The organism is Streptomyces sp. NPDC046862 (assembly GCF_040704615.1).
Taxonomy (GTDB): domain Bacteria; phylum Actinomycetota; class Actinomycetes; order Streptomycetales; family Streptomycetaceae; genus Streptomyces.
The window spans coordinates 11,519-36,791 of the sequence record NZ_JBEYXP010000066.1 but is presented as its reverse complement, the minus strand read 5'-3'; the positions used below and the strand labels follow the sequence as shown (position 1 = coordinate 36,791).

Below are 25,273 nucleotides of genomic sequence, written 5' to 3'. Positions count from 1 at the left end.
GAGCCATGAAAAAGAGCGTGCTGACCCGCTACCGCGTCATGGCCTACGTCACCGGTGTACTGCTGGTCCTGCTGACCCTCGGTGTGATCGCCAAGTACCTGCTGGAAATGGACGGGGCCGCGGACTTCACGCGCGTCGTCGGTATCGCGCACGGCTGGCTGTACGTCCTCTACCTGGTCTTCGCCTTCGATCTGGGCTCCAAGGCGAAGTGGCCGGTCGGCAAGCAGCTGTGGGTGCTGCTCGCGGGTACGGTTCCGACGGCCGCGTTCTTCGTGGAGCGCAGGATCAGCCGTGAGCTGGAGGGGAAGATCGCGGACGACTCCCCCGCGGTCGCCAAGGCGTAGCCTCCACCGCCGTACGGTCACGCGTGCGGCGGTCAGCCGTCGACATTTACTTGGACGTCCTAGTAAATTGGAGGCATGGACGCTGACGCCATCGAGGAAGGCCGCCGACGCTGGCAGGCTCGCTACGACGCCTCGCGCAAGCGCGAGGCCGACTTCACCACGCTCTCCGGTGACCCCGTGGAGCCGGTGTACGGTCCCCGGCCCGGGGACACCTATGAGGGCTTCGAGCGGATCGGCTGGCCCGGGGAGTATCCCTTCACGCGCGGCCTGTATCCGACCGGCTATCGAGGGCGGACGTGGACGATCCGGCAGTTCGCCGGGTTCGGCAACGCCGAGCAGACCAACGAGCGCTACAAGAAGATCCTCGCCAACGGCGGCGGGGGCCTGTCCGTGGCCTTCGACATGCCGACGCTCATGGGGCGCGACTCCGACGACCCGCGCTCCCTCGGCGAGGTCGGGCACTGCGGGGTGGCGATCGACTCGGCGGCCGACATGGAGGTCCTGTTCAAGGACATCCCGCTCGGCGACGTCACGACGTCGATGACGATCAGCGGCCCGGCCGTGCCCGTCTTCTGCATGTACCTGGTGGCCGCCGAGCGCCAGGGCGTGGACCCGACGGTGCTGAACGGCACGCTGCAGACCGACATCTTCAAGGAGTACATCGCGCAGAAGGAGTGGCTCTTCCAGCCCGAGCCGCATCTGCGCCTCATCGGCGACCTGATGGAGCACTGCGCGTCCCACATCCCCGCGTACAAGCCGCTCTCGGTCTCCGGCTACCACATCCGCGAGGCCGGGTCGACGGCCGCGCAGGAGCTGGCGTACACGCTGGCGGACGGTTTCGGGTACGTGGAGCTGGGGCTGTCGCGAGGGCTGGACGTGGACGTCTTCGCGCCGGGCCTCTCCTTCTTCTTCGACGCGCACGTCGACTTCTTCGAGGAGATCGCCAAGTTCCGCGCGGCGCGCAGGATCTGGGCGCGGTGGATGCGGGACGTGTACGGCGCGACGTCGGAGAAGGCCCAGTGGCTCCGCTTCCACACGCAGACCGCCGGAGTCTCGCTGACCGCCCAGCAGCCGTACAACAACGTGGTGCGCACGGCGGTGGAGGCGCTCGCGGCGGTGCTGGGCGGGACGAACTCGCTGCACACGAACGCGCTGGACGAGACGCTGGCGCTGCCGTCGGAGCAGGCGGCGGAGATCGCGCTGCGCACCCAGCAGGTGCTGATGGAGGAGACCGGCGTCGGCAACGTGGCGGACCCGCTGGGTGGTTCGTGGTACGTCGAGCAGCTGACGGACCGGATCGAGGCGGACGCGGAGAAGATCTTCGACCAGATCAAGGAGCGGGGCCTCAGGGCCCACCCGGACGGGCAGCACCCGATCGGGCCCATCACGTCCGGCATCCTGCGCGGGATCGAGGACGGCTGGTTCACGGGTGAGATCGCCGAGTCCGCCTTCCGGTACCAGCAGGCCCTGGAGAAGGACGAGAAGAAGGTCGTGGGCGTGAACGTCCACACCGGCTCGGTCACCGGGGACCTGGAGATCCTGCGGGTCAGCCACGAGGTGGAGCGGGAGCAGGTGCGGGTGCTGGGGGACCGCAAGGGCGGGCGCGACGACGCGGCCGTGCGGGGAGCCCTGGACGCCATGCTGGCGGCCGCGCGGGACGGGGCCAACATGATCGGGCCCATGCTGGACGCGGTGCGCGCGGAGGCCACGCTGGGCGAGATCTGTGACGTGTTGCGGGACGAGTGGGGGGTCTACACGGAGCCGGCGGGGTTCTAGGCGCGGTTGCGTGCGGGGTGGCGTGGGGCTGGCTGGTTTCGCCCCCGCCGCCCCTACCCGTCCCATCCTGTCCCCGGGGGCTGCGCCCCCAGGCCCCCGTGGGGTGGGGATGCCCGGGGTGGGTGGGTTGTGTGCGGGTGGGTGGGGGCTGGTCGCGCGGTTCCCCGCGCCCCTGAAAACCGTGCGGTTACCCGAGCACATTCAGGTCCGGCTCACGCCGGTCTCGTGCCCGTCAGGCCCAGCAGCAGTATCTGGGCGAACCCGCGGGCCCAGTCCTCGGTCACCGGCTCGGCGCTGACCAGGGTGCGATGGACCACCGCACCGGCGACCATGTCGAAGATGAGGTCCGCGGTGCGGGAGGCGGAGACGGGGTCCTCCTCGGCGGGGAGCTCGCCACGCGCCTGTGCACGGACGCGCCCCTCCAGGACCAGGCGCTTCTGGCGGTCGACGATCGAGGCCCGGATGCGGGCTCGCAGGGCGTCGTCGCGGGTGGCCTCGGCGATCACCGCCATCAGGCCGCTCTTGGCCTCCGGGCGGTCCAGGATGGCCGCGAACTGCAGGACCACGCCCTGTATGTCGGCGGCCAGGCTGCCGCTGTCCGGGAGCCGCAGCTCGTCGAAGAGCTCGGCCACCGCGTCCACGACCAGTTCGTTCTTGCCCGCCCAGCGCCGGTAGAGGGTCGTCTTGGCGACGCCCGCCCGGGTCGCCACGTCGCCGAGCGTCAGCTTGGACCAGCCCAGCTCCACCAGGGCCGCGCGGGTCGCCTCCAGGATCGCCGCGTCCGCCGCGGCGCTGCGCGGGCGGCCCGTGGCACGGGGAGCGGGGGAGCGGCTCTGCACCCGTCGACCATATCCGGCCGTTTCCGAGAAGTGTGTTTCCTGTGAGGCAGTGAGGGAGATCACCGTTTCGTGGTGTCGCGTCGACCTCCGGTGCAGTTACGCTACGGGTCGTATCGAAAGAGCGAGGGCGGGCGACGACCACGCCGGTGCCGGGTGGGGACCAGGCGCCGAACGTCACGCGGTGGGACAGGCTTTCACGACGCTTTTCACACGGGCGCGCGGAGGGGGGAGGATGTACGCATGCAGCCACGGAACATGTCCATGAGCGGAGTCGTCGACCTCGCCGCGGTGAAGGCGGCCCAGGAGGCCAAGGCGAAGGCGGAGCAGGCACGCGCCGAAGCCGCCCGGCAGGGCGGGGGAGGGGCCGTCTCCCCCGCTGACCTCGTCATCGATGTCGACGAGGCCGCCTTCGAGCGCGATGTCCTTCAACGGTCCACCGAGGTGCCCGTCGTCATCGACTTCTGGGCCGAGTGGTGCCAGCCCTGCAAGCAGCTGAGCCCGGTGCTGGAGCGGCTCGCCGTCGAGTACAACGGGCGGTTCGTCCTCGCCAAGATCGACGTCGACGCCAACCAGATGCTGATGCAGCAGTTCGGGGTACAGGGCATCCCGGCCGTCTTCGCCGTCGTCGCGGGGCAGGCCCTGCCCCTTTTCCAGGGCGCGGCGCCGGAGGCCCAGATCCGCGGCACCCTCGACCAGCTCGTGCAGGTGGCCGAGGAGCGCTTCGGTCTGACGGGCCTCGCGGTGGACCAGGACGCCGAGCCGGCGGGTGCCGAGCCGGCGGAGCAGGTCCCGGCCGGTCCGTACGACCACCTGCTGGAGGCCGCCGTACAGGCTCTGGACGCGGGCGACTTCAGCGGTGCGGTCCAGGCGTACAAGAACGTGCTGAGCGACGACCCGGGCAACACGGAGGCCAAGTTGGGCCTCGCCCAGGCCGAGTTGCTCCAGCGGGTGCAGGGCGCCGACCCGCAAGCGGTGCGCAAGGCCGCCGCCGAGAACCCCCTGGACGTACCGGCCCAGATCGCCGCCGCCGACCTGGATCTGGTGGGTGGTCACGTGGAGGACGCGTTCGGACGGCTCATCGACACGGTGCGGCGTGCGGCCGGGGACGACCGGGACGCCGCGCGGTTGCGGCTGCTGGAGTTGTTCGAGGTGGTGGGCGCCGAGGATCCCCGTGTGACCGCGGCTCGGCGGGCGTTGGCTCGGGCCTTGTTCTGACCAGTCCCTAAACGCCGGGGCTTGTGATGCCCAGGTGAAAGAATTGCCGACAGAGCGACACCGCGGCCGCGCTTTACCAAAACTTGGTAATCGCGGCCGCTGTTACTGCCAGTAAGCTGTGAGCGTCGTTCTGTCGGATTCTGTCCATGGATCAACTGGTCTGTCGACTCACTTGCGGCGACCCTGGGTTGTCACCCGGTGTCGGTGGGTCGTACATCGGTTATCCGTCCGTTACTAGCCAGTAACGAACCCCCTTGCGAGGGCGGCGAGAATGCACCACGATCGGCCACGCTCGGTCCATTCCCCGTGCCCCGTCTGCCAGTCGGGTCAACGGGTTTTCTTGGGTCCCCACCGAGTAGAGCCGGCGGCAGTGGCGCCGGCTCTCGGACAGGGGGGTCTCCGCCCAACCGGTGGAGCCTGTCCAGCAGGTTGTGCGTGATGCGTGTCAGGCGCGACCAGTGGTTGTCGCTCGGGGGTGATCGCCGGTGATTCGGGCGCGGTTGATGCCTCCGAGTTCGGGCGCTCTCCTTCCCGAGGACGTAGCACTTCTCCCATCCCTGCCTGGCTGAGTCGCCGTCAAGGTGCGAGCCGGGGCCAGGAGATGTACGTCCGAGAAGGAGGAAATATGGAGTCCCAGGTGCGTGGCGGGACCAGATGGAAGCGGTTCGCTGTGGTCATGGTGCCCAGCGTCGCCGCGACAGCAGCGATAGGTGTCGCCCTCGCGCAGGGCGCTCTGGCCGCTTCGTTCAGTGTGTCGGGGCAGTCGTTCAAGGTCACGGCAGGCCAGCTCGACGGTACGGGCTTCTCTCAGTACGGGGCCATCGACCAGGGCTACACCCTCAAGGGTGAGAAGACGGCCCACCCTGTCGCGGTCTCGGCGTTCAAGCACGCCGAGATCAGCAACATGTGCCAGTCGGTGGTCACGCCGGACATTCCGCTCATCGGCTCGGTCAGCCTCAAGCTGACCGCCGGTACGGGCGGCACGAAGGTCGAAGCCGACAACCTGTACATCGACGTCGAGGAACTGGGCGCTGACGCCACGTTCAAGAACATCGACATCGGTGTCGCGGCGAAGGACGCCACCAAGGGTCCGGGCATCGCCAAGGGCGACCAGGCCAACCCGTACGGGTTCGCGCAGCAGGCCGACTCGGCCTCGCTGACCGACGTCAAGCAGACGGCGTGGGCGACCACTGCCGGAACCTTCAAGCTCAGCAACTTGAAGATGTCGCTGCACAAGGGCGTCAACGAGTGCTACTAGGCGCTCACCGGGCGGGTGAGGGGGTCTCGGCTTCTTCGCCCGCCCGTCCCTTCCCAACTACGTGAACTCTTTCGTGCGTGAACCGCGTAGCAGCGCTTCCCGTACGTGAATCACAGCAACGCCGTTCCAGGGAGCTGTTGTCCATGAGCGCCGAGTCAACGGGGCAGAACGAGCACTATCTCCGCGTCTTCCGGCGGCGATTCCAGGCTTGGAGGGGCACTCGTCCATTCTGGGCGGGGCTGTTCGTGCTGCTCAGCGGCTTCCCGATCATGTACTTCCCGTACGCGAACCTCCAGATCGGCCACCTGACGCTGGCGATGGCCACGACGGGCGGCGCGGGGTCTCTCATCATCGGCGTGCTGCTGGTGGTTCTCGGGTTCAGCCTCTGGTTCCAGCGGCACGTACGGACCTTCGCGGGCGTCGCGGCGATCCTCCTGGCGCTCGTGTCCATCCCGGTCTCCAACCTCGGTGGTTTCGTGATCGGTTTCCTGCTCGCCCTCATCGGCGGCGCGATGGCCGTCTCCTGGGCGCCCGCCAAGGAGGAGCAGCCGGTCGTGGCCGCCCAGCAGAACACCGCCGGAGCCCCGCAGCCGGCGGCGGCCGGAGCCACGAACGGGGCGGGCGGCGAGTTCGACGATCTGTCAGGTACCACCCCGAACGGGACGAACGGGAGGCACAGTGCCGGCTGACGAGGAGACCCGCGGGGCTGCGGTGGGAGAGTCCCGCGCGAGATCCGGACCGCGGCACGCGGCGCCCAAGAAGCCCCTTCTCACCCGGATCCAGGTGCCCGCGGGCAAGGCGATAGCCGTGGCGGCGATGCCGACGGCGGTCCTCATGGGCATGGGGTTCACCTCGACACTCGCCCGGGCCGACGACAAGCCGTCGGCGAAGAGCCTGAACGCCGACGAGTACAAGGACTGTGTCGACGCGCTGAAGGCCGCCGACGAGGACAAGGAGGCGTCGCCCTCGCCCTCCGACTCCGCTTCGGACGACAAGTCCGGAGACAAGTCCGGAGACACGTCCGACGGCACGTCCGACGGCAAGAAGGAGCAGGACTCCGACGGCTCCTCGGGCAGCGGGACTTCGGGCGGGGGCTCTTCGTCGGATTCAGGTTCCGACGACAAGACCGAGCCCGCGCCGTCCCCCTCCACGAGCGCCCCCGCCGAGTCCTCGCAGGACGACTCCTCCGCGGCGGCCCCCTCGCCGTCCGAGAGCAGCGACAACCTGCTCGACACCATCGGCGACACCCTCAAGGACGTCTTCACGCCCAAGGACCAGGCGTCCACGGACGACACGGCGACGCCGTCCCCGTCGGCCTCGGCCACCAAGGACGCCTCCGACGCGGTCAAGGACGCCGAGGACAAGGCCACGTCCGCCGCCAAGGACACCGAGGACTCGGTCAAGGACACGGCCAAGGACGTGACCGACGCGGCTTCCAAGGCGGCCAAGGACACCACGGACAAGGCGGCGGACGCGGCCGACGAGGCCACCGCGACCCCCAGCCCGTCCGCGAGCTCCACCACGGACCCGGAGGACTGCCCGACCGCCACGGACGAGGAGGGCGGCGTCGAGACCGGCATTCCGCCGCTGGCCGACGACCCCTGGTACCTGGAGGCCAGTTCGCTGCTGCTCAAGGGCGCCGACTACCAGGGCATCGTCAAGGTGAAGACGGCCGACGGATCGGTCAAGAAGGTCCTGAAGTACGTCATCTCCGACGGCTCCGACATCGGTGACCTGCACCAGACCGTCAAGGACAAGCAGGCCGGCAAGACCTACCACGTACAGGCGGGCAAGGGCACCACGTCCACCATCCGTGACGGCAAGACGGTCATGTACACGGAGAGCATCTCCGGCAACCTGCTCGGTCTGATCCCGATCACGTTCGACCCGGAGCACCCGCCGCCGCTGAACATCCCGCTGATCTACTTCACCAACGTGACGGTCGTTCAGGCCGCCCAGTTCGGCGGGACGCTGACCGTCCCCGGGATGCACCAGTACACCACCGGCTGAGAAGCCCCCAGGGCCCGTTCGGGAGCCGCACACGACGAGGGCGCCCCCTGCCGCGCAGGGGGCGCCCTCGTCGTCGTACAGCGCCGTCAGCGGACGCCCCAGAGTCCCTGGGGCGTCCGTACGGGGTCAGTCGCGGTCGCCGCCGCCCAGGTGGTGCACCCGGACCATGTTGGTGGTGCCGGGGATGCCGGGGGGCGAGCCCGCGGTGATGATCACGATGTCGCCCTGGTGGAACTTGTTGATCCTGATCATCTCCTGGTCGACCATGTCGACCATCTCGTCGGTGCTGTTCACGAACGGCACGACGTGCGAGTCCACGCCCCAGCTGAGCGTGAGCTGGTTGCGGGTGGACTCGTCGGTGGTGAACGCGGTGATCGGCTGGGCCGCGCGGTAGCGGGACAGCCGGCGGGCCGTGTCGCCGGACTGGGTGAACGCCACCAGGCCCTTGCCGCCGAGGAAGTCGGCGATCTCGCACGCGGCGCGGGCCACCGAACCGCCCTGGGTGCGCGGCTTCTTGCCCGGCACCAGCGGCTGCAGGCCCTTGGAGAGGAGCTCCTCCTCGGCCGCGGCGACGATCTTCGACATCGTCCTGACCGTCTCCAGCGGGTACGCGCCCACGGACGACTCCGCGGACAGCATCACCGCGTCGGCGCCGTCCAGGATCGCGTTGGCGACGTCGGACGCCTCGGCGCGCGTGGGGCGGGAGTTGGTGATCATCGACTCCATCATCTGGGTCGCCACGATCACCGGCTTGGCGTTGCGGCGGCACAGCTCGATGAGACGCTTCTGCACCATGGGGACCCGCTCCAGCGGGTACTCGACGGCCAGGTCGCCACGCGCGACCATGACGCCGTCGAACGCCATCACGACGTCCTCCATGTTCTCCACGGCCTGCGGCTTCTCCACCTTGGCGATGACGGGGACGCGGCGGCCCACCTCGTCCATCACCTTGTGGACGTCCTGGACGTCGCCCGCGTCGCGCACGAACGACAGCGCCACCATGTCGCAGCCCATCCGGAGCGCGAACCGCAGGTCCTCGACGTCCTTCTCGGACAGGGCCGGCACGTTCACGGCCGCGCCGGGCAGGTTGATGCCCTTGTGGTCCGAGATGACGCCGCCCTCGATGACGACCGTCTTCACCTCGGGACCGTCGACCTCGACGACCCGCAGCTCGACGTTGCCGTCGTTGATGAGGATCTGGTCGCCCGTGGCGACGTCGCCCGGCAGGCCCTTGTACGTCGTCCCGCAGATGGTCTTGTCGCCCGCCACGTCCTCGGTGGTGATGGTGAACTCGTCACCGCGCACCAGCTCGACGGGACCCTCCGCGAAGGTCTCCAGACGGATCTTCGGGCCCTGAAGGTCGGCGAGGACGCCGATGGCCCTGCCGGTCTCGGCGGAGGCGGCCCGGACACGGTCGTAACGGCCCTGGTGCTCGGCGTGCGAGCCGTGGCTGAAGTTGAAACGGGCCACGTTCATGCCCGCCTCGATCAGGGCGACGAGCTTCTCATGGGAGTCGACCGCGGGGCCGAGAGTACAGACGATTTTCGAACGGCGCATGGGACGATCCTATCGGTTTGTTTCGCTACGGAATATTCCGTCTGGCGGAAGATACAAATGGGCGGGTATGCGCTCAGGTGTGGCGCGACTCACTCGCCGGCCCGCTCGCTCACCGTCTCACTTCCGTGCGACCAGTGCGAAGGTCTGAGTGGCGATCTCCAGCTCCTCGTCGGTGGGGACGACGGCGACCGCGACCCGCGAGCCCGCGGGCGAGATCAGGCGCGGCTCGTCGCTCCGTACGGCGTTCAGGGCGGCGTCGACCGCGAGGCCCAGTTCCTCCAGGCCCGCGATCGCCGCCTCGCGCACCGGGGCCGCGTTCTCGCCGACCCCGGCCGTGAAGGCGACCGCGTCCACCCGGCCGAGGACCGCGTAGTAGGCGCCGATGTACTTCCTCAGCCGGTGGATGTAGATGTCGAAGGCCAGTTGAGCCTGTTCGTCACCCTCGTCGACACGGCGGCGGATCTCCCGCATGTCGTTGTCCCCGCACAGTCCGACCAGACCGCTCCTCTTGTTGAGGAGAGTGTCGATCTCGTCCGTGGACAGGCCGCCAACGCGCGCCAAATGGAAGATGACGGCCGGATCCAGGTCACCGGACCGCGTACCCATCACGAGTCCCTCCAAAGGCGTCAGCCCCATGGAGGTGTCCACGCACCGCCCCTTCTCGACGGCGGACGCCGAGGCCCCGTTGCCGAGGTGCAGCACGATCACGTTCACGTCCTGCGGCGCCCGGCCGAGCAGTTCGGCGGTGGCGCGGGAGACGTACGCGTGCGAGGTGCCGTGGAAGCCGTAGCGGCGGATGCGGTGCTCGTCCGCGGTCTTCACGTCGATCGCGTAGCGCGCCGCCGACTCCGGCATCGTCGTGTGGAACGCGGTGTCGAAGACGGCGACCTGGGGCAGGTCGGGCCGCAGCGCCCGAGCCGTCCGTATGCCCGTCAGGTTGGCCGGGTTGTGCAGCGGCGCCACGGGGATCAGGCGCTCGATCTCCGCGAGGACGGCGTCGTCGATCACCGTCGGCTCGGTGAAGGACTTCCCGCCGTGCACCACGCGGTGCCCGATCGCGGCCAGCTCGGGCGAGTCCAGCCCCAGCCCGTCCTTGGCGAGTTCCTCCGACACGGCCTTGAGCGCGGCCTCGTGGTCGGGGATCGGGCCGGTCGACTCACGGCTCTCACCACCCCCGTGCAGCGGCGTGTGCTTCAGCCGGGAGGTCTCCTCGCCGATGCGCTCGACGAGCCCCACGGCCAGCCGGCTGCTGTCGCGCATGTCGAGCAGCTGGTACTTCACCGACGACGAGCCGGAGTTGAGGACGAGGACACGCGTGGAACTCACTGGGCGGTCGCCTTCTCGACGGAGGCCCGCTCGACGGGGGCCTGGGCCTGGATCGCCGTGATGGCGACGGTGTTGACGATGTCCTGGACGAGGGCGCCCCGGGACAGGTCGTTGACGGGCTTGCGCAGACCCTGAAGGACCGGGCCGACGGCGATGGCGCCGGCCGAGCGCTGGACGGCCTTGTAGGTGTTGTTGCCGGTGTTGAGGTCCGGGAAGATCAGCACGCTGGCCTGGCCGGCGACCTCGGAGCCCGGCAGCTTGGTGGCCGCGACGGTCGGTTCCACGGCCGCGTCGTACTGGATCGGGCCCTCGATCCTCAGGTCGGGCCGACGGGAGCGCACCAGCTCCGTGGCCTGGCGCACCTTGTCGACGTCGGCGCCGGAGCCGGAGGTGCCGGTCGAGTACGACAGCATCGCGATCCGCGGCTCGACACCGAACTGCTCGGCCGTGGTGGCCGACTGGATGGCGATGTCGGCGAGCTGCTCGGCGTTCGGGTCCGGGTTGACCGCGCAGTCGCCGTACACCAGCACCTTGTCGGCGAGGCACATGAAGAAGACGGACGAGACGATGGAGGCGTCCGGCTTCGTCTTGATGATCTCGAACGCCGGGCGGATCGTCGCGGCCGTGGAGTGCACCGAGCCCGAGACCATGCCGTCGGCGAGGCCCTCCTGGACCATGAGGGTGCCGAAGTAGTTCACGTCCGAGACGATGTCGTGCGCCAGCTCCACGGTGACGCCCTTGTGGGCGCGCAGCAGGGCGTAGTCCTCGGCGAACCTCTCCCGCAGCTCGGAGGTCCGCGGGTCGACGATCTGCGAGCCGCCGAGGTCGATGCCCAGATCGGCGGCCTTCTTGCGGATCAGGTCGCCCGGCCCGAGCAGCGTCAGCTCGCACACGCCCCGGCGCAGCAGCACCTCGGCCGCGTGCAGCACACGCTCCTCGGTGCCCTCGGGCAGCACGACGCGCCGCTTGTCGGAGCGGGCCCGCTCCAGCAGCTTGTGCTCGAACATCATCGGCGTGACCCGGTCGCTGCTGGGCGCGGAGACCCGCCCGGCCAGCTCGGTGGTGTCCACGTGCCGCTCGAACAGACCGAGCGCGGTCTCCGCCTTGCGGGGCGTGACCGCGCTCAACTTGCCCTCGATCGCGAACAGTTCGGATGCCGTGTCGAAGGAGCCGCTCTTGACCGCGACCACCGGCGTGCCGGGCGCCAGACGGGCGGCGAGGGTGAGGATCTCCTCGCTGGGCCGCTCGTTCAGCGTGAGCAGCACACCCGCTATCGGCGGGGTGCCCGCGCTGTGGGCGGCCAGCGCGCCGACGACCAGGTCGGCGCGGTCGCCGGGGGTGACCACCAGGCATCCGGGCGTGAGGGCGTTGAGGAAGTTCGGCAGCATGGCGCCGCCGAACACGAAGTGCAGCGCGTCGCGCGCGAGTCCGGAGTCGTCGCCGAGGAGCACCGTGCCGCCCAGCGCGTGGGTGATCTGTGCGACGGTCGGCGCGGACAGCGCGGGCTCGTCGGGGAGGACGTACGCCGGCACGTCCAGGCGGGACGTGAGCCCCACCTGGATCTCCAGGCGGTCGGCCGGGGCGACCCGGTTGGTGACCATGGCCACGACATCGCAGCCGAGCCCCTCGTACGCCCGGTGGGCGTTGCGCGTCTCGGCCAGCACGGACTCCACGGTCTGCCCCCGCCCGCCGACCACCGGGATCACGGAGGCGCCGAACTCGTTCGCCAGCCGCGCGTTCAGGGACAGCTCGTCCGGGAACTGGGTGTCGGCGAAGTCGGTGCCGAGGACGAGCACGACGTCGTAGTCGCGGGCGACCCGGTGGAAGCGGTCGACGAGCGTGGACACCAGCTCGTCCGTGCCCTGCTCGGCCTGCAGGGCGGACGCCTCCTGGTAGTCCATGCCGTACACGGTGGCCGGATCCTGGGAGAGCCGGTAGCGGGAGCGCAACAGCTCGAAGAGCCGGTCGGGGGTGTGGTGGACGAGTGGGCGGAACACCCCGACCCGGTCGACCTGGCGGGTCAGCAGCTCCATGACCCCCAGTTCCACCACCTGGCGGCCGTCGCCGCGGTCGATCCCGGTCACGTACACGCTGCGCGTCACGCGTCATTCTCCGTTCCGTCTTCAGGTCCGTCTTCAGGGGGTCTTCAGCGGTGTTTCGGCGCGCCGTTTCGCGTCCCGCGAAGATCACCCAGCCGTGGCGGGCAGAACCCTCTTGACAATACCCCTGAGGCTGGATAAGGCGCCCGTCAAGGTGGGGCTGTGGCCGCGGGAGCGTACCGGCCGTACGGGGCCGGAGGGACGCAGTCCACAGCGCCCTGTGCGCCGTGGAACAATCGGATGGACTCACAAGTACCACCACGCACCATGAGCGAGCATCTACCCGGCACCGAGCAGGAGACACAGCACGATGCGTATCGGAGTTCTCACCGCAGGCGGCGACTGCCCGGGTCTGAACGCAGTGATCCGGTCGGTCGTGCACCGAGCGGTGGACCACTACGGCGACGAGGTCATCGGCTTCGAGGACGGTTACGCCGGCCTGTTGGACGGCCGCTACCAGGGCCTCGACCTGAACGCGGTCAGCGGCATCCTCGCCCGTGGCGGCACCATCCTCGGTTCCTCCCGCCTGGAGCGCGACCGCCTGCGCGAGGCCTGCGAGAACGCCTCCGACATGATCCACGAGTTCGGCATCGACGCCCTGATCCCGATCGGCGGCGAGGGCACGCTGACGGCGGCGCGGATGCTCAGCGACGCGGGCCTGCCGGTGGTCGGCGTCCCGAAGACGATCGACAACGACATCTCCTCCACGGACCGCACCTTCGGCTTCGACACGGCCGTCGGCGTCGCCACCGAGGCCATGGACCGTCTGAAGACCACGGCCGAGTCCCACCAGCGGGTGATGGTCGTCGAGGTCATGGGCCGGCACGCCGGCTGGATCGCCCTGGAGTCCGGCATGGCCGCCGGCGCCCACGGCATCTGCCTCCCCGAGCGGCCCTTCGACCCGGGCGACCTGGTCAAGATGGTCGAGGAGCGTTTCTCCCGGGGGAAGAAGTTCGCGGTCGTCTGCGTCGCCGAGGGCGCGCACCCCGCCGACGGCACCATGGACTACGGCAAGGGCGAGATCGACCAGTTCGGCCACGAGCGCTTCCAGGGCATCGGCACGGCCCTCGCGTACGAGCTGGAGCGGCGGCTCGGCAAGGAGGCCAAGCCGGTCATCCTCGGCCACGTGCAGCGCGGCGGCACGCCCACCGCGTACGACCGCGTCCTCGCGACCCGCTTCGGCTGGCACGCCGTGGAGGCCGCGCACCGGGGCGAGTTCGGCAGGATGACCGCGCTGCGCGGCACCGACATCGTGATGGTGCCGCTCGCGGAGGCCGTGACCGAGCTGAAGACGGTCCCGAAGGACCGGATGGACGAGGCGGAGTCGGTCTTCTAGGCCACTCGGCGCGGGTCGGCGCGGGTCAGTACGGGCTGGTGCTCTCCACCGTCGACCAGAAGCGGTCGACGATGTGGTCCAGGAAGTCACGGCCGGCCTCTCCGGCGTCGGTCGCGGCCGTGCCGCCCGCCCAGGTGAGACCGGCCGTCCGTATCCCCTGGTACACGACGTGCAACTGGCGGAGCACGTCCTCGACATGCCGCCGGTCCAGGGGCAGCAGCTTGGCCGCCGGGCGGACGTAGCCCTGCCAGCGCGTGGTCACGGCGTTCCGGAGCAGTTCGGCCAGTTTTCCGTTCCTCCCCGAGACGGTGACGAGGTCCGGCAGCGAGAGGCCGAGCAGTTCGGCGAGGGCGGCGGACTGGCGCTCGGTGCCGCGCCACCGCTCCGTCTCCTCCATGCGCACGTACGCGAGGAGTTCGAGGCCGACGGTGCGGGCGACGTCCTCGGCGGCGAGACCCCGGGCGGCGCGGTACTCGCGCAAGGTACGGGGCGTGCCGACGAGGTCGCCCACCGAGCACCACAACACACCCGCGAGGGCGGTGAGTTCGGCGCCGGTGGGGGCGGCGGTGCCGCGTTCCCAGTCGATGACCAGGTCCGGAGTGACGTGGGGGAGTCCGTACGAGGAGCGCATCCCGTATGCCACGTGCTCGGGCTCCATGCCGAGCCCGGCACGGAGTTCGCGGGCGGCCGGGGAGTTGAAGGGGGGTGTGGGGGGTAGGGGCTGCGCGGCCTGTGACCAGTGCGAGGGCTGCGCGGAGTGCTGGGCTCGAGCTCGTGGTCGGTGCACGCGGCCACGGTAGGGGCGTGGGGCTGCGGTGACTACGGTCTGTTCGGCCACAATCACGGGTTGTGCGAGCCCGCGGTCGCGCCCCGGAAGGCTGGGTTCCGCGGGTTGTCCGGGCACTGTGGGGCCGTTGGGACCCAGGAGTCCCAGGAGACCGACTGGCATGGGAGCCACGCGCCGGTCCAGGATGGCGGAATACGATCAAGCAACGGCTGGAAGGCACTGACCTCATGACCGAGGCCGACCGCAGGGACACCCTGGACGGGCACATCCGGGAGCGGCTGCTCGCCCCCAACTTCTGGCATCTGGCGACCGTGGACGCCGACGGCGCGCCCCAGGTGTCGCCGATGTGGGCCGACATCGAGGACGGGTACGTCATGGTGAACACGTCCGTGGGCCGCGTCAAGGAGGACAACCTGCGGCGCAACCCGTACGTCTCCCTCTCCCACCACGACCCCGAGAACCCCTACGACCGGGCGGAGATACGGGGACGGGTCGTGCGGTTCGTGGAGGGTGAGGAGGCGCTCAAGGGCATGGACCGGCTCACGAAGAAGTACATCGGCCAGGACCGGTACCCGTGGCTCCTCCCCGGGGAGCAGCGCCTGATGATCCTCATCGAGCCGACCCGGGTGCGCAGGGTCGTGGGCGTGGAGCCGTTCCGGGCGGGGGTGTTGCCGGAGGGGGAACCCGGGAGCGAGGGCTAGCCGGTCGGCACCGGCTCCGCCGTGCAGCACGGGCACGGGTACGCACCCCCCCGGCGGCGCCGGGGCGTCAGGAGTTCTTCAGGTATGCCGCCAGCTTGCCGATGAGCCGGGCCGCGTCGTCCAGGCCGCGGGCCGTCTCGCCCAGGTCGCCGGCGAGCAGCTTCTCCAGGGCCCGCCCGGCTTCCTGCCCCTCCCCCTCACCGGGGGCGTCCGACCAGGGGCCGGGGACGGTCGTACCCCGGTAGCCGACGACGTCGCCCCCGCGTGATGCGCGGTAGCCCGTGAAGTCGGCGGCACCGTGCGTCGGCCCGGCCGCCGGAGCCCCGGCGGTGAGGAACTGGACCCGGGAGAGCTGGGTCTGGTCGGAGCCCAGGTTGCAGGTGATGCTGAGGCGGTAACGGGCGTAGGGCGCGGGGGAGGCGACGGAGTACTCCTTCGTCTCGTGGCGCTTCCGGAAGCGTTCGCCGGTGCGGGAGTCCACCGTCGTCCAGTGCGTGCCGTCGTGCGATCCCTGCAGCTCCCAGTCCTCCGGATCGCGGTCGGCGGCGTCGTTCGCCGAGGTCAGCCGGTACGCGGCGACGGCGGCGGGGTGCTCGAAGGCGAAGTCCAGCTCGGCGGTGTCGTCGTTCGCCAGCCACTTGCTCCGGGACTTGCTGAGCAGGTTCTCCGCGACCTCGCCCACGATGTCGAACTCGTCGCTCGCCTCGACGTCGGTGACCTTGTGGGTGATGTCCAGCAGCTCACCGACGGGTTCCGGCACGTCGGGCCCGCCGGTGGAGCTCAGGACCACCGAGGCGGTGGTACCGCGCCGGTCGGTCCAGGACACGCGCTCCACGGGCGCGCCGCCGTCGTCGAGCAGCAGCCGCAACTCGCCGGAGGGGGACCAGACGCCGTCGTGCCCCTCCTCGGTGGAGAACCGGTGCAGTGGAGCTCCGGCCGTGCCCTCGGGGTAGGCCCAGCGGTCGGCGAGCGTGCCGCGGTACTCGGTGACCGCACCGTCGGCGGTCCTGCGGTGGCCCAGGAAACCGGACAGGTCCGCCCGCAGCCCGATCGCCGCCTCCGACCCGTCCGCCCCGCGCCAGGCGAGGTGGGCGGGCAGGGCGCGCTCGCCGCTGTCGATGTGGAAGAGCAACTGGGCAGCGGTCTGCCAGGTGGTGGCGCCCGGGGCGCGGAACTCGGTGCCGAAGGCGACGACGGACCGATGGGCCGCCCGGGCCGCCATGGCGCGCTCCGACCGGTCCCGGTCGTGCGCGGGGTCCACGGTGACGGCACGCAGCCGCAGCAGTCCTTCCGCGCCCTCCGGATTGCGTACCTCGAGAAGGTTGTCACCGGCGGTCAGGAGTTCACCCGGCGCGGTGAGCACGGTGACCTGCGGGTCGCTGTGCCCCCCGTCCCCCGGTATCGCCAGCTGCTCCGCCAGGGCCTTGCCGTTGAGCAGGACGTCCATCGGAGCGCTCGCACCGAGAACGGCCACCGTGACGACCGTCTCGGCGATCTCCTCCCGCTCGCCCACCGTGAAGTCCACCTGGATGTGTCCGCCGGCGCCCAGCGCGAGGTGCGAGGGGGCGATTCCGCAGCGGTGGTGGGCGACCACGGCGTTCGACAGCTGGGCCGGGTTGGTGGAGAAGTCGGCGAAAACGGGTTCCATGCGTGTCCCTGTGTCGTCCGGGCGTACCGGTTGTACCGGTCGCGATGTGTGCGGGGTGGCCTTGCGGCCCGTGGCGCTTGCCAACGTACTGAGGACCACTGACAACACGGCGCAGCCTCACGGGACTTGGCGGGTCGGAGAGACCCGGTGCCGTAGCCACTACCGACGACGAACCTGCTGGACGAGGCACGGCAACGCACGGGAGCGCCTTGATGTCGCGGATGAGGGAGCGGAGCGCTTGGCGGGTGTCGGTGAGGTAGGTGTCTTCCTGGCCGGCTTCAGCCAGCAGCGTCACCTTCACGGTCTTCGTGTCCTGCGAACACCCGGGTGAACGCCCTGGCTCGAGGAGTAGTTCGACTCATCGATAGCCTTCGCCACCATGATGCGCGCCTGGATCCTGCCGATGCTGTTCGTGCTCTGCGGCTCAGTCGTCGCGACTGGGCAGATCTTCCAAGGGAACCTCGGCACAGCTACAGCACTCCTGCTGGCGTTCCTGGCGCTCGCAGGTGTGAGTTCGCCCCTGATCTTCCCGAAGACGATCGGTACGCGGGAGGCACAACGCCGCAGCGCGGTCGACGGTCGGCCGGTCGTCTTCTGGCGTCCGGGCTGCACGTACTGCGTGCGACTGCGCATCCGACTGGGCCGCAACGCTCGCCAGTTGCATTGGGTCAACATCTGGCGTGACCCGGCGGGAGCCGCAGCGGTGAAGGCAGCCAACGACGGCAACGAGACCGTGCCGACCGTCGTCGTGGCGGGCCAGTCGCACACCAACCCCGATCCCGAATGGGTACGCGAACAGCTCATGTGACACTCTGCGCTGAAGTGTCACATCCTCACGGGCCGAGGGGCCTGTGCGCCGTGAACCTCAAGGTGTTCTTCGCCCTGCCGTTGCCGTACGCCGCTCACCCCTTCACCGCCCCACCCAACGCGAACCCCCCACCCAACCGCCGTGCCACCAGCACGTACAGCACCAGCACCGGCGTCGAGTAGATCACCGAGAACGCGGCCAGCTGCCCGTACACCACCATCCCGCGGTTCCCGAAGAACTCGTTGATGCTGACGGCGGCGGGCATCTGGTCGGGCGTCAGGAGCAGCATGAACGGCACGAAGAAGTTGCCCCACATCATGACGAAGCAGAACACGGTCACCACGGCCACGCCCGGGCCCATCAGGGGCAGCACGATCCGGACCAGGGACTGAAGCGACGACGCGCCGTCCGTCCAGGCGGCCTCCTCCAGTTCCCTCGGGACGCCGTCCATGAAGTTCTTCATCAGCCAGATGGCGAACGGCAGTTGAGAGGCCGCGAAGAAGAAGATCGTGCCCTGCAGGGTGTCGATCAGGTTCACCCGCACGAAGAGCGCGTACACCGGGACCATGATCGCGGTGATCGGCAGGCTCGTCGCGAAGAGGACGGTGAGCAGGAAGGGGCGGTTGAGGCGGGAGCGGAAGCGGGACAGGGGATAGGCCGCGAGAGCCGCGCACACCACCGTCAGGACGGTCCCGCCGCCGCACAGGATCAGGCTGTTGAGGAGCGGGGTGAAGGTGATGTCCGGGGTCAGGACGGCGTCGAAGTTGGACAGGGTCAGGCCGCCCGGCACCTTCACCCTCAGGTCCGCGTCCGGGTCCAGGGCGGACAGGACCACCCAGGCCAGCGGGAGGGCGAAGGCCGCGGCCACGGCGAGGAGGCCGGCGTCGGCGGCCAGGCGGTGGGCCGTGCGGCGGCTGTTCAGGGTGCGGGGCATGGCGGCTCAGACCTCCGTCCGCAGCAGGCGCAGGTAGATGACCGAGAACAGCGATCCGATGAGGAGCAGCAGGAGGGCCACGGCCGTGCCGTAGCCGATCATGCTGTTCTGGAAGGCCTGTTCGTACATGAAGAGGGGGAGTGTCTGGCTCCTGTCGCCGGGGCCCCCGCGGGTCATCACCCAGATCAGACCGAAGACGGACAGCGTCTGCAGGGTGTTGAGCATCAGGTTCGTGCCGATGGAACGCCGGATCATCGGCAGCGTGATGTGCCACAGCCGGCGCGGGCCGCTCGCGCCGTCGACCTCCGCCGCCTCCGTGATCTCCTTGGGTATCTCGTTCAGGGCCGCCGAGTACACCAGCATCGAGAAGGCCGTGCCCCGCCAGACGTTCGCGAACGACACCGCCAGGATCGGGAGCGTGAACAGCCAGTTCTGGGACGGCAGATGGAGCCAGTCCAGGATCGCGTTCAGGGTGCCCTCGCGGCGGAAGAAGGCGTACAGCAGGAAACCGGCGACGACCTCAGGCAGCACCCACGCCGTGATCACGATCCCGCCCACGAGCGTACGGACCGGCTTCGACGCCCGCTGCATCAGCGACGCCAGCGCCAGCCCCAGCGTGTTCTGCCCGAGGAGCGAACTGAGCACCGTGAACACGAGCGTCAGCCATACGGCGTTGAGGAACGCGTCGTCCTGGAACGCCGTACGGAAGTTGTCGAAGCCGACGAACGACTCCCGGGCCTGGCCGGTGAGCTGGAGGTCGGTGAAGGCGATGTACGCGCAGTAGACGATCGGGCCCGCGAGGAAGAGGACCAGGAGGACGAGGGCGGGCGTGACGGGCAGCGCGCGGCCGAGGCCTCGGAGAACGGGGCGCGGGGCCTTGCGGACCTGAACGGGGCGCGGAGCCTTGCGGACTTCCTGGTGACTCACCTCGCGATCACTTGGCCGTCCGTGACCGACTTCAGGGTGTCGTCGTAACCGCGCGCCGCCTCCTCGACCGACACATCACCGGTCGTCACGCCCTCCATGGCCTCCTGGACGGCCGTCGAGACCTTCGGGTACGCCGGGTACGCGGGGCGGTAGTGGGTGCTGGGGACCAGGTCGGTGAAGAACTTGATGCCGGGCTGGGCCTTCACGTACTCCGGGTCCTCGGCGACGTCCTCGCGCACCGCGATACCGGAGTTGGCGATGTACCACTTCTGGGCATTGCTCTTCGTCTGCATCGTCTTGATGAACTCGAAGGCCAGGTCCGGGTTGGCCGCCTTGGCCGGGATCGCCCAGGTCCAGCCGCCGGACATGCTCACCTTGCCCGGGGCCTGGCCGTGCTGGGTCGGCATGTACGCCAGCCCCAGCTCTTTCGACCAGGTCGGCCACTCGTGCCCGGCGCCCTTCTGCCAGTCCTGCGGGAGCCAGGAGCCGTCGAGGTCGATGGCCAGCTTGCCCTTGGGCAGGAGGTCGCCGCGGACGATGGTCTGGATGTTCGGGTCGAGGGCGACGGAGACGTCGGGGCCGAGCTTCTCCTTGTAGACGGTCTCCACGAAGCCCAGGGCGTCCTTGAAGCCCTGGCTCCCGGCGATCCACTTCCTGCTCGCCCTGTCGTACAGGGGGTCGGACTTCCCGTCACCCGTCCCGCTGCCAGTTCCGTCGCCCGTCCCGTACAGCAGCATCTCGAAGCCCTGCATGGTCGCGGCCTCGCCCGCCGGTTTGCCCGTGTAGACGTTCAGCGGTGTGACGCCGGGGACCTTCCTCTTGACGGTGCGGGCGGCGGAGAGGACGTCCTCCCAGGTCTTCGGCTGCCAGTCGGAGGGCAGCCCGGCCTTGGCGAAGATGTCCTTGTCGAACCAGAGTCCGCGGGTATCGGTGCCGTCCGGGATGCCGTACGTCTTGCCGTCCTCGGCCTTGGCCGCCGTCTTGGCGGAGTCGATGAACTGCTCCCAGTCCTTCCACTTGGCCAGGTACGGGTCGAGGGGTTTCAGATAGCCGCTCGTGATGTCGGAGTTGATGAGGAAGGTGTCCTCGTAGACCAGGTCGGGGGCTGTCTTCGGCGAGCGGAGCATCTGCTGGACCTTGGTGTAGTACTCCGAGTCCGGGGCCTTGATGGGGACGAGTTCGACCTTCTTCCCCGGGTTCTCCTTCTCGAACTGCTTCTTGACGCCGGCGAGGAAGGTGTCCATGACACGGACCGAGTTGTCCGTGGACTGTTTGAAGGACACCTTCAGTGTGTTCGCGTCGCTTCCGGAACCGCCGCCGCACGCGGTGAGGGCGGCAAGCGCGACGAGGGTGGTGAGTAAGGCAGTGGGGCGGGTGCGGACGGCGGTGGGGCGCACGGGCAACGACCTCCTGCGGGCCTACGTCGTTGTGGCCAGGGGTTTGCTGCCCAGTGAACGTACGAGGGGTCGTCCGGTCAGGTCAATGTGTCTGCACGGGCCTGGCCTCGGAAGACTTCCGTGAGCCCCGGCTCGTGCGCCCTATGGCTGGCCCTTCACCCACCGGTACTGCAACTCCGGTCTTCCCACCGTCCCGTACTGCGGGCTCCGTGCCGCCCGGCCCGCCTCCACCAGGTGCTCCAGGTAACGGCGGGCCGTGATGCGCGAGATGCCGACGGTCTCGGCGATGCCGGCCGCGGTCATGCCGTCGGCGCAGTCGCGGAGGGCCACGGTGACGCGTTCCAGGGTGGGGGCGCTCAGGCCCTTGGGCAGGGCGGCGGGGCCCGGAGCCCGGAGGGAGGCGAGGGCTCTGTCCACCTCGTCCTGACCGCTCGCCTCGCCCGCCGCCGCGTGGTACTCGGCGTAACGGACCAGACGGTCGCGCAGCGTGGCGAAGGTGAAGGGCTTGAGCACGTACTGCACCACGCCCAGCGACACCCCCTCCCGGACCACCGCCAGGTCACGGGCCGACGTCACCGCTATCACGTCCGCGTGGTAGCCGGCGGCCCGCAGCGAGCGGGCGAGCTGGAGACCGTGCACGTCGGGGAGATGGAGGTCCAGCAGGAGCAGGTCCACGGGCGTGCGGTCCAGCGCGCGGCGCGCCTCCGCCCCGGTGTGCGCCTTGCCGACCGCCGTGAAGCCGGGGACACGGCCGACGTACAGGACGTGCGCGTCGGCGGCCACGGGGTCGTCCTCGACGACGAGGACGCGGATGGGTTCGGTCGTCATACGTGGCCTCCAGGCACTGCTCTGTGCACGGTGGACCGATCGGTCTCCGTCTCCGCGGCGGCGCGTGCGGACCCCACCGTAGGCAATGGCAGCCTGACCTCGAACTCCGCCCCGCCCCCGTCGGCCTCCGTGACCGTGAGGGTGCCCTCGTGGCGCCGTACGGTCTGCCGGACCAGGGCGAGACCGAGGCCGCGGCCGCCGGGGCCCGCCGGCTTGGTCGAGAAGCCCCGTTCGAAGACCGCCTCCGCGTGCGCGGGGTCCACGCCCGTGCCCGTGTCGGCGACCCGGAGCATGAGCACGGCGCCCGCGTCGGAGTCCGCCGTGTACGCCGTCACCGTCACCCGCGCCCCCACCGACCCCTGCGCCGCGTCCATCGCGTTGTCGATCAGGTTGCCGAGGACGGTGACCAGGTCGCGGGCGGAGAGGGACTCCGGGAGCAGGCCGTCGTCGATCCGGGTGGCCTCGGAGACCACCAGCTCCACACCTCGCTCGTTGGCCTGGGCCGCCTTGCCCAGGAGCAGGGCCGCGAGGACCGGTTCGCTGACCGCCGCGACCACCTGGTCGGTGAGGGCCTGGGCCAGTTCCAGTTCCGCCGTCGCGAAGTCCACCGCCTCGTCCGCGCGGCCGAGCTCGATCAGGGAGACGACCGTGTGGAGGCGGTTCGCGGCCTCGTGCGCCTGGGAGCGCAGGGCCTGGGTGAAGCCCCGCTCGGAGTCCAGCTCGCCCATCAGGGACTGGAGCTCCGTCACGTCGCGCAGGGTCACGACCGTGCCGCGGCGCTGCCCGCCGGAGACGGGGGAGGTGTTCACGACCAGGACGCGGGTGGCCGTCAGGTGCACCTCGTCCACGCGCGGCTCGGAGGCCAGCAGGGCGCCCGTGAGCGGGGTGGGCAGTCCCAGGTCGGCGACCGAGTGGCCGACCACCGCCTCGCTCACATCGAGCAGCTCCTGCGCACCGTCGTTGATCAGCGCGACACGGTACTGGCCGTCCAGCATCAGCAGGCCCTCGCGCACGGCGTGCAGCGCGGCCTGGTGGTAGTCGTGCATGTTGCTGAGCTCGGCGGCGTTCATACCGTGGGTGTGCCGGCGCAGCCGGTCGTTGACCACGTACGTGCCGAGGCCGCCCAGGGCGAGGGCGCCCGCCGCGACACCGATCAGCGCGGTGAGCTGGTCCTGGACGCGGGCGCTGATCTCCTCGATCCTTATCCCCGCGCTGACCAGGCCGATGACGTGGCCGTTCTCCTCGATGGGGGTCACCGCGCGCATGGACGCGCCGAGGGTGCCCGTGTACGTCTCGGTGAAGGTCTCGCCCTTCAGCGCCCGGTCGATGTGACCACGGAAGTGCTTGCCGATCTGGTTCTCGTCGGGGTGGGTCCAGCGGATGCCGTCCGGGTCCATGATCGTGATGAAGTCGACCTCGGCGTCGCGCTGCACCTTGAGCGCGTACGGCTGGAGCGCCCTCGTGGGGTGCGCGGTGTGGATGGCCTCGCGCACCGAGGGGGAGTCGGCGACGGCGCGGGCCACGGCCTTCGCCTGGCGGCCCGCCGCCTCCTCGGCCTGGCTGCGGTCGCTGACGTACGTGAACACCGCGTACCCGACGACCACGACCGCCAGCAACACGGCCTGGACGGCGAAGAGCTGGCCTGCCAGGCTTCGGGGGCGCAGGAAGCGGGGTGCGCGGGGGGCGCGAGGGAGGCGCATGCGAACAGTCTGCATCCAGGGATAAGCGTGAACTAAATGAACGGAAGGGTGACCGCCCTCACAGGGCGGGACACACTCACCCAAGTGCGATGGAGCGAACACCCCGTCGCAAGGGAGCGCCACTCCCGACCCGGGACCGCGCTCCCGAGCCGCAGGGAGCACGTCTCCCAGCCCCTGGGAACCCCCACTCCCACGACCCCCGGGGGCGGTCTCCAGCCAGGGAGTCCGTTTCCCCTTTTTTGAATCCCCCGGACGTGAGCCGCACGCCGGAAGAGCCGACGACGTCGTCGACGAGGAGGGCAGCCGTGGCCAGCACCACCAATACGGCACCTACCGCACCCGCCAAGCGGGACCGCACGCACTACCTGTACATCGCCGTGATCGCTGCCGTGGCCATCGGCATCGCCGTGGGCCTCATCGCTCCCGACTTCGCGGTCGAGCTGAAGCCCATCGGCACCGGCTTCGTGAACCTCATCAAGATGATGATCTCCCCGATCATCTTCTGCACGATCGTCCTGGGCATCGGCTCCGTACGGAAGGCCGCCAAGGTCGGAGCCGTCGGCGGTATCGCGCTCGGCTACTTCCTCGCGATGTCGTTCGTCGCCCTCGGTATCGGTCTGGTCGTCGGCAACATCCTGGAGCCGGGCACCGGCCTCGCGGTGACCGACGCGATCAAGGAGACCGGCCACGCGCAGATCGACGCCGAGGCCAAGAACACCACCGACTTCCTGCTGGGCATCATCCCGGCCACGCTCGTCTCCGCCTTCACCGAGGGCGAGGTCCTGCAGACCCTGCTCATCGCCGTGCTCGCGGGCTTCGCCCTCCAGGCCATGGGCCCCGCCGGCGCCCCGATCCTGCGCGGCGTCGAGCACATCCAGCGACTCGTCTTCCGCATCCTCGCCATGGTGATGTGGGCGGCCCCGATCGGTGCCTTCGGCGCCATCGCGGCAGTCACCGGTTCCGCGGGTCTCGACGCCCTCAAGAGCCTGGCCGTGCTGATGATCGGCTTCTACATCACCTGCTTCCTCTTCGTCTTCGTCGTCCTCGGCGCGCTGCTGCGGATCATCGCGGGCCTGAACATCCTCACGCTCTTCAAGTACCTGGGCCGTGAGTTCCTGCTGATCCTGTCCACCTCCTCCTCCGAGTCCGCGCTGCCGCGGCTCATCGCGAAGATGGAGCACCTGGGCGTCAGCAAGCCGGTGGTCGGCATCACCGTTCCGACCGGCTACTCCTTCAACCTCGACGGCACCATGATCTACATGACCATGGCGTCCCTGTTCATCGCCGACGCCATGGGCACGCCGATGTCGATCGGCGAGCAGATCCCGCTGCTGCTCTTCCTGCTGGTCGCCTCGAAGGGCGCGGCCGGTGTGACGGGCGCGGGGCTCGCCACCCTCGCGGGCGGCCTGCAGTCCCACAAGCCCGCGCTCGTGGACGGTGTCGGTCTCATCGTGGGTATCGACCGCTTCATGAGCGAGGCCCGCGCGCTGACCAACTTCGCCGGCAACGCGGTCGCCACGGTCCTGATCGGTACCTGGACGAAGGAGATCGACAAGGAGCGGGTGGAGCAGGTGCTCGCCGGGCAGCTGCCGTTCGACGAGAAGACGCTGCTGGACGACCACGCCGAGGCGGGCACGGACTCGGACTCGGACGCGTCGCAGGGCGGTGACAAGGAGCTGGCGAAGGCGTAAGCGCTCCGCTGGCAGGCCGTACAAAGAACGCCGAGTCGAACGCCCCCCCCACAAACCCCGAGCGGTCGGATCCTCCCCCCGTGGATCCGGCC

The 25,273-nt window shown here is 69.7% G+C and carries 21 protein-coding genes; 10 read left to right on the top strand and 11 right to left on the bottom strand.

The window, feature by feature from the left end; translation table 11 throughout:
- The first annotated feature begins 5 nt into the window (after positions 1–5).
- Positions 6–344 (top strand): DUF3817 domain-containing protein, encoded by a 339-nt coding sequence (locus AB0959_RS45705; RefSeq protein ID WP_366832824.1) that lies wholly within the window; start codon positions 6–8, stop codon positions 342–344.
- Positions 345–419: 75 nt separating this feature from the next.
- Positions 420–2,120, top strand: a complete 1,701-nt coding sequence (locus AB0959_RS45700; protein WP_366832823.1) for a methylmalonyl-CoA mutase family protein — start codon at positions 420–422, stop codon at positions 2,118–2,120.
- A 212-nt stretch (positions 2,121–2,332) separates the two neighbouring features.
- Here the strand turns inward: AB0959_RS45700 and AB0959_RS45695 are convergent, their stop codons facing one another.
- Positions 2,333–2,959 carry a TetR/AcrR family transcriptional regulator gene (locus AB0959_RS45695; RefSeq protein ID WP_366832822.1) on the bottom strand — a complete coding sequence of 209 codons (627 nt, stop codon included), beginning with the start codon at positions 2,957–2,959 and terminating at the stop codon, positions 2,333–2,335.
- A gap of 240 nt (positions 2,960–3,199) precedes the next feature.
- On the opposite strand from AB0959_RS45695, the gene AB0959_RS45690 reads away from it, so the two are divergent.
- The 4 genes from AB0959_RS45690 to AB0959_RS45675 all read left to right on the top strand — a co-directional run bounded on the left by AB0959_RS45690 (position 3,200) and on the right by AB0959_RS45675 (position 7,442).
- The gene (locus tag AB0959_RS45690) at positions 3,200–4,174 is read left to right on the top strand and encodes a tetratricopeptide repeat protein (protein ID WP_366832821.1); all 975 of its coding nucleotides are present in this window, start codon (positions 3,200–3,202) and stop codon (positions 4,172–4,174) included.
- 625 nt (positions 4,175–4,799) lie between these two features.
- Entirely contained in the window at positions 4,800–5,432 is a 633-nt protein-coding gene (locus AB0959_RS45685; RefSeq protein ID WP_366832820.1) for a DUF6230 family protein, read from the top strand.
- A 143-nt stretch (positions 5,433–5,575) separates the two neighbouring features.
- Entirely contained in the window at positions 5,576–6,121 is a 546-nt protein-coding gene (locus AB0959_RS45680) for a DUF6114 domain-containing protein (RefSeq protein ID WP_366832819.1), read from the top strand.
- On the top strand, positions 6,111–7,442 hold the full coding sequence (locus AB0959_RS45675; RefSeq protein WP_366832818.1) for a hypothetical protein: 1,332 nt from the start codon (positions 6,111–6,113) through the stop codon (positions 7,440–7,442). The genes AB0959_RS45680 and AB0959_RS45675 overlap by 11 nt, the downstream gene beginning before the upstream one ends.
- A gap of 126 nt (positions 7,443–7,568) precedes the next feature.
- On the opposite strand, the gene pyk is transcribed toward AB0959_RS45675, so the two are convergent.
- The 3 genes from pyk to pta all read right to left on the bottom strand — a co-directional run bounded on the left by pyk (position 7,569) and on the right by pta (position 12,427).
- Positions 7,569–8,999 (bottom strand): pyruvate kinase, encoded by a 1,431-nt coding sequence (pyk, locus tag AB0959_RS45670; RefSeq protein ID WP_366832817.1) that lies wholly within the window; start codon positions 8,997–8,999, stop codon positions 7,569–7,571.
- Positions 9,000–9,116: 117 nt separating this feature from the next.
- Positions 9,117–10,325 (bottom strand): acetate kinase, encoded by a 1,209-nt coding sequence (locus AB0959_RS45665; protein WP_366832816.1) that lies wholly within the window; start codon positions 10,323–10,325, stop codon positions 9,117–9,119.
- On the bottom strand, positions 10,322–12,427 hold the full coding sequence (gene pta, locus AB0959_RS45660) for a phosphate acetyltransferase (RefSeq protein ID WP_366832815.1): 2,106 nt from the start codon (positions 12,425–12,427) through the stop codon (positions 10,322–10,324). Before pta ends, AB0959_RS45665 begins: the two co-directional genes overlap by 4 nt.
- 307 nt (positions 12,428–12,734) lie before the next feature.
- On the opposite strand from pta, the gene AB0959_RS45655 reads away from it, so the two are divergent.
- A complete protein-coding gene (locus AB0959_RS45655; RefSeq protein ID WP_366832814.1) occupies positions 12,735–13,760 on the top strand; it encodes an ATP-dependent 6-phosphofructokinase in 1,026 nt (341 codons plus the stop codon).
- Between the two features lie 25 nt (positions 13,761–13,785).
- Here the strand turns inward: AB0959_RS45655 and AB0959_RS45650 are convergent, their stop codons facing one another.
- Positions 13,786–14,418: an XRE family transcriptional regulator gene (locus AB0959_RS45650; RefSeq protein ID WP_366832850.1), complete on the bottom strand. Its 633-nt coding sequence runs from the start codon at positions 14,416–14,418 to the stop codon at positions 13,786–13,788.
- A 356-nt stretch (positions 14,419–14,774) separates the two neighbouring features.
- Here AB0959_RS45650 and AB0959_RS45645 point away from each other — a divergent pair, with 356 nt between their 5' ends.
- On the top strand, positions 14,775–15,248 hold the full coding sequence (locus AB0959_RS45645) for a PPOX class F420-dependent oxidoreductase (protein ID WP_366832813.1): 474 nt from the start codon (positions 14,775–14,777) through the stop codon (positions 15,246–15,248).
- A gap of 67 nt (positions 15,249–15,315) precedes the next feature.
- Here AB0959_RS45645 and AB0959_RS45640 read toward each other — a convergent pair whose 3' ends face one another.
- Positions 15,316–16,896 carry an alpha-1,2-mannosidase gene (locus AB0959_RS45640; protein WP_366832812.1) on the bottom strand — a complete coding sequence of 527 codons (1,581 nt, stop codon included), beginning with the start codon at positions 16,894–16,896 and terminating at the stop codon, positions 15,316–15,318.
- Between the two features lie 379 nt (positions 16,897–17,275).
- Here AB0959_RS45640 and AB0959_RS45635 point away from each other — a divergent pair, with 379 nt between their 5' ends.
- A complete protein-coding gene (locus AB0959_RS45635; protein WP_366832811.1) occupies positions 17,276–17,704 on the top strand; it encodes a glutaredoxin domain-containing protein in 429 nt (142 codons plus the stop codon).
- Positions 17,705–17,798: 94 nt separating this feature from the next.
- Here the strand turns inward: AB0959_RS45635 and AB0959_RS45630 are convergent, their stop codons facing one another.
- The 5 genes from AB0959_RS45630 to AB0959_RS45610 form a co-directional block, all read right to left on the bottom strand.
- On the bottom strand, positions 17,799–18,638 hold the full coding sequence (locus AB0959_RS45630) for a carbohydrate ABC transporter permease (protein WP_366832810.1): 840 nt from the start codon (positions 18,636–18,638) through the stop codon (positions 17,799–17,801).
- Positions 18,639–18,644: 6 nt separating this feature from the next.
- On the bottom strand, positions 18,645–19,478 hold the full coding sequence (locus tag AB0959_RS45625; protein WP_366832849.1) for a sugar ABC transporter permease: 834 nt from the start codon (positions 19,476–19,478) through the stop codon (positions 18,645–18,647).
- Between the two features lie 83 nt (positions 19,479–19,561).
- Complete coding sequence (locus AB0959_RS45620) at positions 19,562–20,968, bottom strand: extracellular solute-binding protein (RefSeq protein WP_366832809.1); 1,407 nt, start codon at positions 20,966–20,968, stop codon at positions 19,562–19,564.
- Positions 20,969–21,103: 135 nt separating this feature from the next.
- On the bottom strand, positions 21,104–21,790 hold the full coding sequence (locus AB0959_RS45615) for a response regulator (protein WP_366832808.1): 687 nt from the start codon (positions 21,788–21,790) through the stop codon (positions 21,104–21,106).
- Positions 21,787–23,490 carry a sensor histidine kinase gene (locus AB0959_RS45610; protein ID WP_366832807.1) on the bottom strand — a complete coding sequence of 568 codons (1,704 nt, stop codon included), beginning with the start codon at positions 23,488–23,490 and terminating at the stop codon, positions 21,787–21,789. Before AB0959_RS45610 ends, AB0959_RS45615 begins: the two co-directional genes overlap by 4 nt.
- 305 nt (positions 23,491–23,795) lie before the next feature.
- Here AB0959_RS45610 and AB0959_RS45605 point away from each other — a divergent pair, with 305 nt between their 5' ends.
- Positions 23,796–25,181, top strand: coding sequence for a cation:dicarboxylase symporter family transporter (locus tag AB0959_RS45605; protein ID WP_366832806.1), 1,386 nt, complete (start codon positions 23,796–23,798; stop codon positions 25,179–25,181).
- The last annotated feature ends 92 nt before the right edge of the window (positions 25,182–25,273 follow it).

What these genes read in the sequence shown, in the direction of transcription:
- AB0959_RS45610 (WP_366832807.1), bottom strand. Translation starts at nt 23,490, where the DNA reads ATGCGCCTCCCTCGCGCCCCCCGCGCACCCCGCTTCCTGCGCCCCCGA.
- AB0959_RS45615 (WP_366832808.1), bottom strand. Translation starts at nt 21,790, where the DNA reads ATGACGACCGAACCCATCCGCGTCCTCGTCGTCGAGGACGACCCCGTG.
- AB0959_RS45700 (WP_366832823.1), top strand. Translation starts at nt 420, where the DNA reads ATGGACGCTGACGCCATCGAGGAAGGCCGCCGACGCTGGCAGGCTCGC.
- AB0959_RS45645 (WP_366832813.1), top strand. Translation starts at nt 14,775, where the DNA reads ATGACCGAGGCCGACCGCAGGGACACCCTGGACGGGCACATCCGGGAG.
- AB0959_RS45705 (WP_366832824.1), top strand. Translation starts at nt 6, where the DNA reads ATGAAAAAGAGCGTGCTGACCCGCTACCGCGTCATGGCCTACGTCACC.
- pyk (WP_366832817.1), bottom strand. Translation starts at nt 8,999, where the DNA reads ATGCGCCGTTCGAAAATCGTCTGTACTCTCGGCCCCGCGGTCGACTCC.
- AB0959_RS45630 (WP_366832810.1), bottom strand. Translation starts at nt 18,638, where the DNA reads ATGCCCCGCACCCTGAACAGCCGCCGCACGGCCCACCGCCTGGCCGCC.
- AB0959_RS45690 (WP_366832821.1), top strand. Translation starts at nt 3,200, where the DNA reads ATGCAGCCACGGAACATGTCCATGAGCGGAGTCGTCGACCTCGCCGCG.
- AB0959_RS45685 (WP_366832820.1), top strand. Translation starts at nt 4,800, where the DNA reads ATGGAGTCCCAGGTGCGTGGCGGGACCAGATGGAAGCGGTTCGCTGTG.
- AB0959_RS45680 (WP_366832819.1), top strand. Translation starts at nt 5,576, where the DNA reads ATGAGCGCCGAGTCAACGGGGCAGAACGAGCACTATCTCCGCGTCTTC.
- AB0959_RS45650 (WP_366832850.1), bottom strand. Translation starts at nt 14,418, where the DNA reads ATGGAGCCCGAGCACGTGGCATACGGGATGCGCTCCTCGTACGGACTC.
- AB0959_RS45655 (WP_366832814.1), top strand. Translation starts at nt 12,735, where the DNA reads ATGCGTATCGGAGTTCTCACCGCAGGCGGCGACTGCCCGGGTCTGAAC.
- AB0959_RS45640 (WP_366832812.1), bottom strand. Translation starts at nt 16,896, where the DNA reads ATGGAACCCGTTTTCGCCGACTTCTCCACCAACCCGGCCCAGCTGTCG.
- AB0959_RS45635 (WP_366832811.1), top strand. Translation starts at nt 17,276, where the DNA reads ATGATGCGCGCCTGGATCCTGCCGATGCTGTTCGTGCTCTGCGGCTCA.